Here is a 13,857-nt window from a genome sequence, read left to right as displayed (position 1 = left end):
CGGCAAGGATAAAGAATTTGCCGACAAATGAAAAGGTTGTGTACTACCAAATCATCTAAAGTGACAATGTCACTTATGTGTATCTAAGATCAATTAAGGTGTCGCCCGATGTGCTAGCCACTTCTCCAGTTTGACGGCAGGCAGGGCCTCAGAGAAGAGGAACCCTTGACCAATCTGATAGCCCTGTCGGCTCAATAATGTGCGTTGAGCTTCATTTTCAACGCCCTCAACGATAACTGAAAGTTGCAAGCTTTCGCCAATGCGTATTACGGCTTCGCTCAGGGTGCGGCTGGTTTCATCATGTTCAAGGTCATGGACAAAACTTTTATCCAGTTTGATTTCATCAAGATCCAGACGGCGTAAATAGCTCAGACTAGAATATCCTGTACCAAAGTCATCCATTGACAATCTCACGCCCAATCGATGAATTTTTTCGATGGTAGTGAAAATGGCCAGATTATTTTCAATCAAGATATCTTCGGTAATCTCTAATGTCAGATCCTGCGGCGGTAAATGGTAGTGCTGCAAAATATGCGCAATCATATCCGGCAGACCCGGGTTGTGAAAATTGGTCGGTGACAAATTCACTGACACCGAGGGTACGTCAATGCCCCGTAGACGCCAGTCCGCCAACTGCTGACAAGCCGTTTCGATAGCCCATAGGGAGAGCTCATTAATCAGCCCACTCTCTTCGGCAATAGGAATAAAGCGTTGCGGTGGGATATTCCCCAACACCGGATGAATCCAGCGGCTAAGTGCTTCTACACCGTATAGATGCCCGTCTTTCAACATCACTTGTGGCTGATAAAATAGCTCAAGGGAGCCAATATGGAATGCGTGGCGTAGGGCATCCTCCATATCTTGGCGTTGTTGATTGAGATTATTCATTTCCACGCTGAAGAAATTAAAATGTCCGGTCCCCATATTCTTGGCTTTATGCATCGCAATATCGGCATGGTTCATCAGCGTATCCATTTCTTGACCATTTTCTGGATATAAGCTGATCCCAATACTGGCAGAAGGAATAATATTGACGTTGGCTATCAGACAAGGTTGAGCCAGCAAACTGAGCATTTTCTCAACTTTTACGGTGGCTTGCTGCACGGTGCACGATGCCAGAATAATAATGAATTCATCACCAGATAGGCGGCCAATAATGTCACTTTTTGGCAATTCATCGCGCAGGCGTTGTGCAATTACCGCCAGAAGTTCATCACCAGCCGCATGGCCAAGCGAGTCATTAACCTGCTTGAAGCGGTCAAGATTAATCACTAATACGGCCAACGAATGGCTAACTTCATTTGCCAGCGCAATGGCTTGTTTGGCGTAAACTAAGAACTGGCTGCGGTTAGGTAGCCCGGTCAATGAATCATAAAACGCTAAATGCTGAATCTGCTTGCGTGAAAGCTCCCGCTCCATTGCGAGCGAACATAAATTGGCAATGAGTTTGACCAATTGACGGTGAAATAGGCTTGGGCCTTGTATCTGTTTGTAATAAAAAGCGAATGTCCCCAGAATATCGCCTTGGCTCGACAGGATAGGGGTTGACCAGCACGCCAAAAACCCGTGAGGTAGAATGAGATGCCGGTAGTTTTCCCACAATGGGTCTGTGGCGATATCCTGTACTTCGACGGGGGCTTTGCGAAATGCGGCAGTACCGCAAGAACCGGCTAATGGTCCGATAGGAACATTGGCAAGCATTGCGGTGTAACTGAGCGGTAGGCTAGGGGCAGCAAGATGACTTAGCATATCAGTCCCTGTGGCAAGCAAAATACTGGCGGTCACCTCTGGGGCGATACGCTCAACTTCGTGGCACAGCAATGACATGACTTCCTCAAGAGGGCGCTCTCGCACCAACGCTTCTAATACCTTATATTGCAGCACTTCGTACATTTTGGTCAGGGTGATATCGGTTAATACCCCGATGCTATAACTTTGTTCACCGTGCTCATTAACCAACGAGTTAATAATGGCCGAACACCAATGGGGTTGGCGGTCTTGGCTGTAGAACAGTTCTTGTGGCAAGAGTTGTTGGCGTGCATCCGTTGATGTTGAACCCATTAATGCCAGTTGTTCTGGATGCGCGCTTTGCAGCAGATCGACCATGTTCTGTCCCAGAGCTTGCTCAGGGGTATAACCAAATAGCTTCGTGAATCCCTGATTGATATACACGGCTTGTTGTCCATGCTCACTATTGGCGGCAATAAACATGGCGCTGTCGCTGCGATCAGTTAATTGAGTTAGTAGCTGTACCCATTCTTGTGTGGCTTTTTGTTGTTCAATTAAAAAAGTAATGTCTTTGGCAATTTTTACCATACGAGTCAATGTGCCATCGGGGCCCGCTACAGGTTGATAAATCGCAGCCAACCAGACTGTTGACCCATCTTTGTGCCGCCGTTCAAATGTACCTTCTTGAGATTCTCCAGCATGTAAATGTTCTTTAAGTGTTTGATATTCTTTGCTGGTGGCATAATCCGAAGGGCAAAACATAAGATGGTGCTGACCAATGACTTCATCACGTTGATAACCAAAATAATCAAGATAGTTTTGATTAACAGCAATAATACGACTGGAAAGATCAAACTCAATAATGGCTAATGAGCGGTCCAGAGCACTTAATAATGCGCTATTTTCGTTGTATTCAGACTGCGTTGCATCTTGCGATATTGCTGTATTTTCTGGCTTCATAATAAATTCCTATGTAAAAGAAGCGCTTGGCAGTCATTATTTGGTTAAATAAAGTCATTGCTACTGTTTATTGAAATATCATTATTTATGAGTAAATAAAATAGGATAAATGACAAATATTAATGTGTGGATAAATAATCGGAATGTTAAAAAAACACCGTAGTCTTATTTATTTCAATGTTGTTTTTATAAGCTCGATACAGTAATAAGTTTAGTTGATAACCAGAGAGGAAAAGGGTGATTTATCGTCAGGCGTGAGCGACAAATGGTTTGATTAAAGTATCGCTATTGGGCTAAAAGTAAAATGCCATGACCTGACAATTGTGCAGTCAGGCCATGGCCAGTAGAACAAGATTATGCGTGGTTATCCATTGAGCCAAAGCGACCACTATTGAAATCCTCGATAGCTTCGGCTATTTGCTGCTGTGTGTTCATGACAAAGGGCCCGTAACCGATAATAGGCTCATCGATTGGTTCACCACTGAGTAATAACAGCACTGCATCATTGTTGGCCTCGACGGTGACATTGCTGCCCACAGAGTCCAGTAACACCATTTCCGCATCACGAGCAATCGCATCACCATTGACCTGCACAGTGCCTCGCAACACTATCAGAGCGGTGTTCCAGCCATCAGGCAGTGAGAATTCGGCACTTTTTCCCTGATTCAGCCGGATATCCCATACGTTCAGCGGTGAAAATGTGTTAGCTGGGCCGTGTTCACCATCATATTCGCCGGCGATGACGCGCAGGTTACCGGCGGCATCGGGTAGTGCGACTTGAGGAATGGTTTCACTGCGGATCGCCTGATAGCCTGGGGCTGTCATTTTATCCTTTGCTGGCAAATTGACCCACAATTGCACCATTTCAAAGGCTCCACCACGCCGCGCGAATGCATCGGAATGAAACTCTTCATGCAGAATCCCGCCGCCCGCCGTCATCCATTGCACATCACCTGGGCCAATAACACCGCCTTTACCGGTGGAATCCCGGTGTTCGACTTCACCGTGATAAACAATAGTGACAGTTTCAAAGCCACGATGTGGATGTTGCCCGACACCGCGGCGATGCTGGGTGGCAGTAAAATCCATCGGCCCAGCATAGTCCAGCAGCAGGAAAGGGCTGAGTTGTTTACCATGGCTTTGGTATGAAAACAGTGAGCGTACCGGGAAACCATCACCTACCCAATGTTGCCGTGGCGCACGATAAATACCTTGGACTTTTTTCATCTGTTTTCTCCTCAATTAGGGACGGTCGCTCTATGTTCAACAGCTCTGGCGACCCGTTGAGGAAAGTATATATCTGCAATAATCCAAGCAGTAGATAGCAAAATTGGTTATCAGTGTCCTATTATTAGAACAATGAGACAGATGGTTATCGATAACCTAGGGGCTGAGTGTGCAAGATCTCAATGATCTCTATTATTACGCTGAGGTTGTGGAACATGGTGGTTTCAGTGCGGCCGCCAGAGCATTGGGGTTGCCAAAGTCAAAGCTGAGTCGGCGGCTGGCTTTGTTGGAGGAGCGGCTGGGTGTGCGACTAATCCAGCGGTCAACTCGGCGTTTCGCTGTTACTGATGTTGGGCGTACCTATTACGAACATTGCAAGGCGATGTTGGAGGAAGCTAAAGCAGCACAGGAATCAATCGACTTAACGAGGGTAGAGCCACGGGGCATCGTTCGAATGACTTGCCCTGTGGCTCTGTTACAGGCAACAGTCAGTACCATATTGGCCGATTTTATGGCCACGTGCCCTTTGGTGACGATTCACCTTGAATCCACGAATCGGCAGGTTGATCCCGTAGCAGAAGCTATTGATATTGCTATTCGTGTCCGGCCACCGCCGCTGCAAGACAGTGATCTGGTATTGAAAATCTTAGGTAATCGCTGCCAGTGCTTAGTGGCAAGCCCTGAACTGATAGCACGTCAAGGTGAGGTAAAGGTACCGTCTGATTTGACCGGATGGCCAAGTCTGGGATTAGGGCAACCGCAGCAGGAGTTTATCTGGAATTTAGATGGGCCAGAGGGGGCACATGCTGCCATTTACCATCAACCGCGGCTGGTGACGGCAGAGATGACCACATTGCGCAGTGCCGCACTCCGTGGTGTCGGTGCGGTGCAGCTTCCGGTCATGATGGTGACTGAACAACTGGCCTCAGGTTCACTGATTCGTTTATTACCTGATTGGTCGTTGCGCCACGAAATCATCCATGCGGTATTTCCTTCACGGCGTGGACTGCTGCCATCGGTACGCAGTGTGCTTGATTATCTCGAGTCGCGTTTTAGTCAACTGGATGATCGATAAATCAGGATTAACACTGTCAGTCACTATTTTTAGGGGTGGCGATATTTGCCGCCCACACTTTAATGCGCTTATCCAGCGTGACAGTAAAACCTGATTTCAGTTGGTTATAGAGTTGATTGACTTTGACTGCATCATGCAGGGTATAGCTGCTTACTGTGTGATCTGCGGCTTTTAAACAGCGATATTCTACCGTGAGCATATCGTTATTGAAGGCAAATTCCGTCGTGACTTTCGTTGGGTCACAAGGCTCATGACTCATCAATGAAATCACCATATTTGCCCAATCTGTTGTGGGGCCAGCAATACTGATAAGTACTGGCTCCTCGTCTTCTGTTTGAGTCGCCCCGTATAAAACGCCGCCATGAATATACCAAATATTATATTCTTTTGGGTTATACACCGCCTGAGATACAGGGATGAATGATAAGAATAGTGTCAGTGAAAGTAGGAGGCGCACAGTTTTCTCTACAACACATGCGAATAAGAATATTCTTATATTAGATGATTTGCTTGTAGAGATAAACCGATGATTTTAGGTGATCTTTTAAAACCATTTTATTGTTTTAAAAATGACGACAGATAAAATAATTATACATATTAATAGTTTCACCATAGTCGTTTGTTATTTTTAGAAATCTCTCTGATGCAGCTCATCTGTATTTTAGTTTTAATTGGTAAGTTATGCTGATGGCAACTTACAAACTGATATTTATTCTATTAAATATCCGTAAAAGTGGTGTTTTATAAAAGCCTTTTTATATAAATAGGGAAACTAATGTTTATGACGGTGGTGTGAATCTGGAAAATGGGGATGAGAATGCGCCAGCGGCTGGTGCTGATGACGGTGCTTATGTGGCTCATTCGGGTTAACAGGAAAGTCATGTGAATGCTGGTGATGTTCATCATGCAGATGCTCGTGCTCATGTATCAAGTCACTATGATGATGTTGATGCTCATGCTGTTCGGTAAGATGTAGCCAAATCCCTATCGCCATCAACAAGCCTGCGATAACCAAAGGCAAGGTAATGGTGTCGCCCATAGCAACGGCCAATACTGCACCTAAAAATGGAGCGATGGAGAAATAAGCCCCCGTCCGCGCGGTGCCAAGATGGCGCAAACCAATCACAAACAGTGCCAGACTGACGCCATACGCAAAAAATCCCACTAACAGTGCACCAGCTAAATTTATCTGCGGTGGTAATGTTGCCCCGAGCGCGAAAGCCAAAGCAAGGTTCACCACGCCGGCTACCAACCCTTTGACAGCGGCAATCCAGGTGGCATCGGTCAGCGAGACTTTACGTGTCAGGTTGTTATCAATCCCCCAGGCAAAGCAGGCTCCTAAAATAGCCAGCGTGGGCCACAATCCGGAAAATTGAGCTTCTCCGGGCCAGCTTAAAATAGCAGCACCAGCCACAATGACCACCATGCCTAAGGCAATACGGCGGTCAAAATTCTCTTTGAAAGCAAACCAGGCAAGTAGGGCGGTAAATACCCCCTCGGCATTGAGTAACAATGATGCACCGGATGCAGGCATCCCGGTCAGGCCAACCATCAGCAGCACTGGAGCAATAACGCCTCCAGAGGTAATGGCACCGATAAACCACAGGCGTTCGTTTCGAGGCAGGTGTACAGCGGCCTGCCGGGTTATGGCTCGATAAAGCGCCAAACCAACGCCAGAACCTAGATACAGCAAACCCGCCAATAACCACGGGCTGACGGTATTCAGCAACTGTTTTGCCAGCGGGGTGCCCGCACCGAACAGTACTGCGGCAATTAATGCAGCGGCGACGCCGGGTTGTCGTAATCCATCATGCCATTTCATGGGTAAGTTCTGAGAATAATGAAGGTAGGGTGATTTTAGCCCATGAAAAAGCCGGAAAGCTATTTCTGTCATAGAAAGAGTTAACCGGCTGGGTAGGGCTGCTATCAGTTATCAACGGTCTGTTTATGGAACAACTCACGAAAGACGGGATAAATATCTTCAGGTTCACGTATATGCTGCATAGCAAAATTCTCGTAGTTTGCTTGCAGGTCCTCGTACTCTCGCCACAGTGTTTGATGGGCACGGCGTGTTATCTCGATATAGCTGTAGTAACGCACCACAGGCAAAATTTTTCTCGCCAATAATTCATGACACAATGGCGAGTCATCGGCCCAGTTATCGCCATCAGACGCTTGGGCGGCGTATATATTCCATTGTGCCGGGTCATAGCGCTCTTGAACCACTTCATCCATCAGTTTCAGTGCACTGGATACAATAGTCCCACCGGTTTCTTGCGAATAGAAAAACTCCTGCTCGTCCACTTCTTTGGCCTGCGTATGGTGGCGAATATAAACGACATCGACGTTTTTATAAGTACGACTTAAGAAAAGATACAGCAAGATATAGAACCGTTTCGCCATATCCTTGGTGGCCTGATCCATCGAGCCTGACACATCCATCAGGCAGAACATAACTGCCTGACTTGATGGTTCAGGGCGTCGTTCATAGTTTTTATAACGCAAATCGAAAGTATCAATAAAAGGTACGCGGGCTATCTTCTGTTTTAATTCCGCAATGGCTTTACGAACGCGCTCTTCTTCCAACAATTGCGCGGGTTCTGAGTTTTCCAACACGGCGAGAGTTTCTTCCAACTCCCGCAGTTCACGGCGTTTGCTGGCAGTCATGGCAGTACGACGCGCCAGTGAGTTTTGTAGTGAACGTACCACACTAATATTGGCCGGCACCCCATTGGAGGTATAACCCGCACGATGGGTTTTAAATTCCGTCAGTTGCTTGTACTGATTTTTTTTCAAGTTAGGTAGAGCGAGATCTTCAAACAATAAATCGAGATATTCGTCTTTGGAAATTTGAAAGACAAATTCATCCTCACCTTCACCATCTTGACTGGCATTACCTTGACCGCTACCTCCACCGCCCCCGCCCCCTTGAGGGCGCTCCACACGGTCATTGGTAACAAAATGGTCATTGCCGGGGTGCACACGATGACGCAATCCGCCCCGGCCCTGATGGAACATCGGTTCATTGATATCGTCAATAGGTATTGAGACAGACTCGCCACTCTCAATATCAGTCACCGACCTTTTATTGATGGCATCGGAAATCGATTGTTTAATCTGCGACTTATAGCGGCGCAAAAAGCGCTGGCGATTAACCATGCTTTTATTCTTACCGTTAAGTCGTCGGTCAATAAAGTAGCCCATAGCTCCCCCAGCCTCTGCATCTTTCACGTTGTTGCTGTGTTGACGGTCTTCACTGACCCCAGTCACTGAGTCAACTCAATGACTGGGGATGGGTTAAATTGCCGCCTTCACTTACCCTGAGAACTCAACGGACTAAGCCTTCAGAGCCAGATGCCATAGAGAATCAGTCACAAATTATGATGATTTTCTTACCCGCAGATACCATTCACACAGCAAGCGTACTTGCTTGCGGGTATAGCCTTTTTCCATCATCCGATCGACAAAGTCATCATGCTTTTTCTGCTCATCCGTTGAGGTCTTCGCGTTAAAGGAGATAACGGGCAGTAACTCTTCGGTGTTAGAGAACATTTTCTTCTCAATAACCGTGCGCAGTTTCTCATAGCTGGTCCAGTTTGGATTACGGCCATTATTATTGGCTCTGGCGCGCAACACAAAATTGACGATTTCATTCCGGAAGTCTTTCGGGTTGCTGATACCCGCAGGTTTTTCAATTTTCTCCAACTCAGCATTCAGCGATTCACGGTCAAATAATTGCCCGGTATCTGGGTCACGATACTCTTGATCCTGAATCCAGAAATCGGCGTAGATAACGTAGCGGTCAAAGATATTCTGGCCATACTCAGAGTAAGATTCCAGATAGGCGGTCTGAATTTCTTTACCGATAAATTCGGCATACTTCGGAATCAGATAACCTTTAAGGTGTTCGAGATATTTTTCTGCAACATCCTGTTGGAATTGCTCGCGCTCGATCTGCTGTTCCAGGACATAGAAGAGATGGACCGGGTTCGCGGCAACTTCTGCATGGTCAAAGTTAAATACCCGAGACAGAATTTTAAAGGCGAATCGAGTCGAGAGACCATTCATACCCTCATCAACCCCGGCATAGTCCCGATATTCCTGATAGGACTTAGCTTTCGGGTCGGTATCTTTCAGGCTTTCACCATCATATACCCGCATTTTGGAGTAGATGCTGGAGTTTTCCGGCTCTTTCATACGGGAAAGAATCGAGAAGCGAGCCAGTGTTTCCAACGTCCCCGGAGCACAAGGTGCATGGGTTAATTCACTGTGATTCAATAACTTGTCGTAGATTTTGATCTCTTCCGATACACGCAAGCAATAAGGCACTTTGACGATATAGACACGGTCAAGGAATGCCTCATTATTTTTGTTATTCCGGAATGTGACCCACTCTGATTCGTTAGAGTGCGCGAGGATAATGCCGCTAAATGGCAGGGCAGAGATCCCTTCAGTACCGTTATAGTTTCCTTCCTGTGTCGCCGTCAGCAGTGGATGCAGCACCTTAATAGGAGCTTTGAACATCTCCACGAACTCCATAATCCCTTGGTTTGCCCGGCATAATGCGCCGGAATAACCATAGGCATCAGGATCATTTTGTGCGTGATTTTCCAGTTTACGGATATCAACTTTACCGACCAACGCCGAGATATCCTGGTTGTTTTCATCCCCAGGCTCTGTCTTCGCTATCGCAATTTGCTCAAGAATAGAAGGCCAGACCTTTATGACTTTGAATTTGGTAATATCCCCGCCAAATTCATGCAGGCGTTTGGCCGCCCATGGCGACATAATAGTGCCGAGGTAACGGCTAGGGATATTGTATTCTTTGGCTAAAATTGCCGCATCTTCCTGCGGGTTAAATAAGCATAATGGGTGGTCATTGACTGGGCTACGTTCACCATTGGCACTTAAAATATAGATAGGCACCCGTTGCATCAGAGCCTTAAGACGTTCGGCCAGTGATGATTTCCCCCCCCCTACAGGGCCGAGTAAATACAGAATTTGTTTCTTCTCTTCTAACCCTTGAGCAGCATGTTTCAGGTACGAAACTATCTGTTCTATGGCTTCTTCCATACCATAGAATTCTTCAAAAGCAGGATAACGGGCGATAACCCGATTAGAGAACAGTCGAGACATGCGGGATTCAAGTGCGGTATCGACCATCACAGGTTCACCAATAGCCATCAGCAGACGCTCAGCCGCATTGGCGTATGCACTGCGATCTTGCTGACAGATAGTAAGGAACTCCTGCAGTGTGAACTCTTCGTCCTTGGCAGCTTCGTAGCGCTGGCGATAGTGATCAAATATGTTCATAGCGATGCCCGTCCTGTTTGAATGGTTGGGAACATAAAATAATAGTAGTGCTTTATTGGGTTAAAATTTTGAAACTACTACCTTATTGTTATGGTCGCGTCTCCTCTAAAGGTCAAGTTCACCTAAACCCTAGATTTTCCACCCTTAGTACAATAAATAACCACTATTTGGTAATTAAATCTATTTTTTATTTCGTTTGCAGAGTTTTATATATGATTAATCGAAATTATCTGTTTGAATATATTGTTATTTTATTGTAATCAAATCTGCGTAAATTTTTAGCTTGCCTGTTTGATACTTATTGATGATAAGTTGTACAGGTAAAATGATTATTAGGCTTGCATGTGTAAAGATTTCGCCACAGGCAAGCAATTGATTTACACTAAGTTACCTCATGATTTAGTGACCAATGGGATTTAATCCGTGAAAAAACATGACATAAAAACGAAGCAAATAAAAACACTGGCAGCATTGGCTGTTGCTACCGCTGTTTGTATGCCAACAGCGATGGCAGGTACATGGTCTCTGGGGGCATCTGCATTAGTCAGTCCAGACCCTTATCGTGGTAAGAATGACCGTGTCTATCCCGTGCCTATCGTTTCTTATGAAAGTGATAATTTCTACTTCCGTACTTTGGCGGCTGGCTATTACCTGTGGAAAGATGACACTAATCGTTTGTCGATTGATGCCTATTATTTGCCTTTGCACTTTAAGCCAGGTGACAGTGATGACCAGCAGATGAAACAGCTGGACAAACGCCGCAGTACTATGATGGCAGGGATGTCATATTCTCATATCGAAGATTGGGGGACCATCCGTACCATGTTCTCTGGCGATGTGCTGGATAATAGCGGTGGTTTTGTTGCAGATCTGGCTTATCTCTATCGCTTTAATGTTGATAGTTGGACACTGACGCCGGGCGTGGGTGTAAGCTGGAATAGCGAGGACCAAAACGACTACTACTACGGTGTGAGTCGCAATGAGTCGGCTCGTAGTGGTCTGGCGCAATACAGCCCAAGTGATAGCTGGGCACCGTATCTGGAATTGACCGCTAATTACAACATCAACCCTAATTGGAATGCTTTCTTTACTGGCCGCTATATCCGTCTGGCAAGTGAAGTGAAAAACAGCCCAATGGTCGATGCGTCATACAGTGGCGTGTTATGGACAGGTGTGACTTATACTTTCCGCTAATTTGTGCGTAGGGTATCTGAATCATAAAAAATGGGGCGTTATGCCCCATTTTTGTGCCTGACAGAGTATGTCACAATCAGGCGTGTTTACGGCTACGAATCGTCATGGAAAGGCGAGCAGGTGCATCTGGCGTTGCAACTAAAGGTTTATTCACACGCGCAGTCTCCACGCAAACCATCGTCTTATAGCCATCATTTGGCATATCGACCATACTGCTAGACAGTTCAGCTCCAGGGTTCCAGGCCACAACATCACTTTGATGATGATGATGCACTTCAATAGTACGTTTCAGCGCGGCATCTTTTATCAGGCTATAGGCTTCTGGCTGAGTATAGATCCGGTCAGTCTGGCCGTTAAACACTAAGTCGCCTTGCTGTGTGGCATCAGCCACTTTCAGCACTTTATCTAAGTATTTTTCGCCAAGTCCGCTGATTTTTATCTGGTTGATATCGCCAATCTGGAAGTAGGTATGTAACGCGGCAACCGCTTCATAATCACCGTGTGATTCTAGTTCCATTTCGCATTCCTCACCCAACTTGAAGCGGGCGATTAAAGTGAATGCGTGTGGCCAGAATTTACGTGAGGCATCACTGTCTTCCAGTGTGAAGGTCAAAATAACCCCATTTTCGTTCTCATCATGAGCGCTGAGAGTCCATGGCAATAAACGCGCAAAACCATGGGAAGGTTGCGCGGATGGACCAAACCAAGGCCAACAGATAGGAACGCCACCACGAATCGCAACGCCATCTTTAAATGGTGTGTTATTACTCAACCAAATAACTGGCTGTTCACCGCTTGGCTGGAAAGCCAGCAGGTGAGCACCTTGCAAGGTGACTGCAGCGCGCACTTTGGGGTGGGAGACAACTACGACGGGTAATTCGTCTAACTGGCGTTGGCTGATGTAAGGCGAAATTTGTTCAACAACAGGTAGGGTGAATACTTTCTCGTTCATTCGTTTGGCCTTATGGGAATAGGAACTTGAGATCCATTGAACTTCAGACTTTCGATAATATCACAGACGCAAAATCTTGCAGCAAGCCTACAGTAGAGTAGTGGTGAATCATTGATATTACGCAATTTATTACACTGACCCGAAGGAGTCGTGTAGCCATCTCCGCATTTTTAGACAATAAAAAAGCCACCCGAGGGTGGCTTTTGACAGAAATCTACATCAATCCATTATTTGGAGATGTGAGAGATCAGATCCAGAACTTTGTTTGAATAGCCAGTTTCGTTATCGTACCAAGAAACCAGTTTCACAAAGTTGTCATTCAGCGCGATACCTGCTTTAGCATCGAATACTGAAGTCAGTTTTTCGCCGTTGAAATCGGTAGATACAACGTCATCTTCGGTGTAGCCCAGAACGCCTTTCAGCTCGCCTTCTGAAGCTGCTTTGATGGCAGCACAGATTTCTTTGTAAGAAGCTGGTTTTTCCAGACGCGCAGTCAGGTCAACAACAGAAACGTTAGGGGTAGGAACGCGGAACGCCATACCAGTCAGTTTACCGTTCAGTTCTGGGATAACTTTACCTACTGCTTTAGCAGCACCGGTAGAAGAAGGGATGATGTTCTGGGATGCGCCGCGGCCGCCGCGCCAGTCTTTGTGAGACGGGCCATCAACAGTTTTCTGAGTTGCAGTAGTTGCATGCACAGTGGTCATCAGCGCTTCAACGATACCGAACTTGTCGTTGATAACTTTAGCCAGTGGAGCCAGGCAGTTAGTGGTGCAAGAAGCGTTAGAAACGATTTCTTGGCCAGCGTAAGCCTTGTGGTTAACGCCCATAACGAACATAGGGGTGTCGTCTTTAGAAGGACCAGTCAGAACCACTTTCTTCGCGCCAGCAGCGATGTGCTTACGTGCAGTTTCGTCGGTCAGGAACAGGCCAGTTGCTTCAGCAACAACGTCAACGTTAACTTCGTTCCACTTCAGGTTAGCCGGATCTCTCTCTGCGGTAACACGGATGGTTTTACCGTTAACAACCAGATGGCCGTCTTTTACTTCTACAGTACCGTCGAAACGACCATGGGTAGAGTCGTATTTCAGCATGTACGCCATGTAGTCAGCGTCCAACAGGTCGTTGATTGCAACGATTTCGATGTCAGAACGTTCCTGAGCAGCACGGAAAACAATGCGACCGATACGGCCAAAACCGTTGATACCTACTTTGATAGTCATATATTCCACCAGCTATTTGTTAGTGAATAAAAGGTTGGTTGTAAAATTACAAAAACCTTACCGAGCGTCAAGCGGAATCGTGTCAATTATTGCTACAAATCAAACCAGGGGAGGTAGATCGAACATTAATCACGCGTTTCCTGATACGATTAGCCTCATTTTTATATTGGGGCGAATAATTTAGT

The 13,857-nt window shown here is 46.2% G+C and carries 10 protein-coding genes; 2 read left to right on the top strand and 8 right to left on the bottom strand.

The window, feature by feature from the left end; translation table 11 throughout:
* Window positions 1–93 precede the first annotated feature (93 nt).
* Together ACIOG0_RS11965 and ACIOG0_RS11960 are read right to left on the bottom strand one after the other, a co-directional pair.
* On the bottom strand, window positions 94–2,688 hold the full coding sequence (locus tag ACIOG0_RS11965; protein ID WP_128451897.1) for an EAL domain-containing protein: 2,595 nt from the start codon (window positions 2,686–2,688) through the stop codon (window positions 94–96).
* Between the two features lie 354 nt (window positions 2,689–3,042).
* Complete coding sequence (locus ACIOG0_RS11960) at window positions 3,043–3,915, bottom strand: pirin family protein (RefSeq protein ID WP_050101893.1); 873 nt, start codon at window positions 3,913–3,915, stop codon at window positions 3,043–3,045.
* A gap of 169 nt (window positions 3,916–4,084) precedes the next feature.
* On the opposite strand from ACIOG0_RS11960, the gene ACIOG0_RS11955 reads away from it, so the two are divergent.
* Window positions 4,085–4,990: a LysR family transcriptional regulator gene (locus ACIOG0_RS11955; protein ID WP_128451895.1), complete on the top strand. Its 906-nt coding sequence runs from the start codon at window positions 4,085–4,087 to the stop codon at window positions 4,988–4,990.
* A gap of 16 nt (window positions 4,991–5,006) precedes the next feature.
* Here ACIOG0_RS11955 and ACIOG0_RS11950 read toward each other — a convergent pair whose 3' ends face one another.
* From ACIOG0_RS11950 to yeaG, 4 genes are all read right to left on the bottom strand, one after another.
* Window positions 5,007–5,447 carry a hypothetical protein gene (locus tag ACIOG0_RS11950; RefSeq protein ID WP_230678391.1) on the bottom strand — a complete coding sequence of 147 codons (441 nt, stop codon included), beginning with the start codon at window positions 5,445–5,447 and terminating at the stop codon, window positions 5,007–5,009.
* 315 nt (window positions 5,448–5,762) lie between these two features.
* Window positions 5,763–6,812, bottom strand: a complete 1,050-nt coding sequence (locus ACIOG0_RS11945; protein ID WP_050296430.1) for a DMT family transporter — start codon at window positions 6,810–6,812, stop codon at window positions 5,763–5,765.
* Window positions 6,813–6,916: 104 nt separating this feature from the next.
* Complete coding sequence (locus ACIOG0_RS11940) at window positions 6,917–8,194, bottom strand: YeaH/YhbH family protein (RefSeq protein ID WP_050101902.1); 1,278 nt, start codon at window positions 8,192–8,194, stop codon at window positions 6,917–6,919.
* A gap of 174 nt (window positions 8,195–8,368) precedes the next feature.
* Window positions 8,369–10,303 carry a protein kinase YeaG gene (gene yeaG, locus ACIOG0_RS11935; protein ID WP_050101889.1) on the bottom strand — a complete coding sequence of 645 codons (1,935 nt, stop codon included), beginning with the start codon at window positions 10,301–10,303 and terminating at the stop codon, window positions 8,369–8,371.
* 423 nt (window positions 10,304–10,726) lie between these two features.
* Here yeaG and ACIOG0_RS11930 point away from each other — a divergent pair, with 423 nt between their 5' ends.
* Window positions 10,727–11,497 (top strand): MipA/OmpV family protein, encoded by a 771-nt coding sequence (locus tag ACIOG0_RS11930; protein WP_050101888.1) that lies wholly within the window; start codon window positions 10,727–10,729, stop codon window positions 11,495–11,497.
* 76 nt (window positions 11,498–11,573) lie between these two features.
* Here ACIOG0_RS11930 and ACIOG0_RS11925 read toward each other — a convergent pair whose 3' ends face one another.
* Together ACIOG0_RS11925 and gapA are read right to left on the bottom strand one after the other, a co-directional pair.
* The gene (locus ACIOG0_RS11925) at window positions 11,574–12,449 is read right to left on the bottom strand and encodes a D-hexose-6-phosphate mutarotase (RefSeq protein WP_128451894.1); all 876 of its coding nucleotides are present in this window, start codon (window positions 12,447–12,449) and stop codon (window positions 11,574–11,576) included.
* Window positions 12,450–12,676: 227 nt separating this feature from the next.
* On the bottom strand, window positions 12,677–13,672 hold the full coding sequence (gene gapA, locus ACIOG0_RS11920) for a glyceraldehyde-3-phosphate dehydrogenase (protein WP_002224141.1): 996 nt from the start codon (window positions 13,670–13,672) through the stop codon (window positions 12,677–12,679).
* Window positions 13,673–13,857 lie beyond the last annotated feature (185 nt).

The sequence above is a fragment of the Yersinia vastinensis genome (assembly GCF_044905075.1).
Lineage (GTDB): Bacteria > Pseudomonadota > Gammaproteobacteria > Enterobacterales > Enterobacteriaceae > Yersinia > Yersinia vastinensis.
Note: the sequence above shows the minus strand (reverse complement) of the source record. Positions and strands in the feature narration are given on the sequence as shown.

What these genes read in the sequence shown, in the direction of transcription:
- ACIOG0_RS11960 (WP_050101893.1), bottom strand. Translation starts at nt 3,915, where the DNA reads ATGAAAAAAGTCCAAGGTATTTATCGTGCGCCACGGCAACATTGGGTA.
- ACIOG0_RS11965 (WP_128451897.1), bottom strand. Translation starts at nt 2,688, where the DNA reads ATGAAGCCAGAAAATACAGCAATATCGCAAGATGCAACGCAGTCTGAA.
- gapA (WP_002224141.1), bottom strand. Translation starts at nt 13,672, where the DNA reads ATGACTATCAAAGTAGGTATCAACGGTTTTGGCCGTATCGGTCGCATT.
- ACIOG0_RS11945 (WP_050296430.1), bottom strand. Translation starts at nt 6,812, where the DNA reads ATGAAATGGCATGATGGATTACGACAACCCGGCGTCGCCGCTGCATTA.
- yeaG (WP_050101889.1), bottom strand. Translation starts at nt 10,303, where the DNA reads ATGAACATATTTGATCACTATCGCCAGCGCTACGAAGCTGCCAAGGAC.
- ACIOG0_RS11940 (WP_050101902.1), bottom strand. Translation starts at nt 8,194, where the DNA reads ATGGGCTACTTTATTGACCGACGACTTAACGGTAAGAATAAAAGCATG.
- ACIOG0_RS11925 (WP_128451894.1), bottom strand. Translation starts at nt 12,449, where the DNA reads ATGAACGAGAAAGTATTCACCCTACCTGTTGTTGAACAAATTTCGCCT.